The 562-nt window shown below is 25.4% G+C and carries 1 protein-coding gene; it reads right to left on the reverse strand.

The annotated features are described in order from the left end of the window. A partial coding sequence (locus KPL50_RS26745) for an AMP-binding protein (RefSeq protein WP_216301483.1) occupies nucleotides 1-481 on the reverse strand: 481 nt, incomplete at its 3' end. Between the last annotated feature and the right edge of the window lie 81 nt (nucleotides 482-562).

A 562-nucleotide genomic window follows, 5' to 3' on the forward strand; every position in this document is an offset into this window, starting at 1 on the left:
TCTCAACAGAACATTCTACCATTATTCCTACTATAACATCCGGTCCTACTCCCTTTTCTCTTAAGTTTCTAGCTAATGAATTGGATCTTTCATTAAGTTCTTTGTAGGTTATCTCCTTATCTTCAAATACCACTGCTATATTACTTGGTGCCTTTTCTACCTGCTCTTCAAACAATTCATTTATTGTTTTATCTCTTGGATATTCTGCTTTTGTATCATTAAACTCTTCTAATAATTTATGCTTCTCTTCTTCACTTATTATTTCTATATCCTTTACCTTTATATCTATATTTTCAATCGCAGAATTTAATATGTTAATAAAAATACTTATTATTTTATTAACTTCATCACACATTAAATCGTCACAATAATTAAATAGCAGCATAATACACTCATTATATTTTTCTATATTTAAAGTAAGTTCATTATTACTTAAATTCAAAACATCTTGTATTTGGTTTGTATTATGAATATTTTTCATACAACAATATATATTAACTTTTTTATAAATATCAGCAACTTTATATAGTTCCTTAATTGGATAAAATTGGTGTGTATATAC

Source organism: Clostridium sp. CF012, from assembly GCF_018861755.1.
In the GTDB taxonomy this organism is placed as follows: Bacteria; Bacillota; Clostridia; order Clostridiales; family Clostridiaceae; genus Clostridium_AD.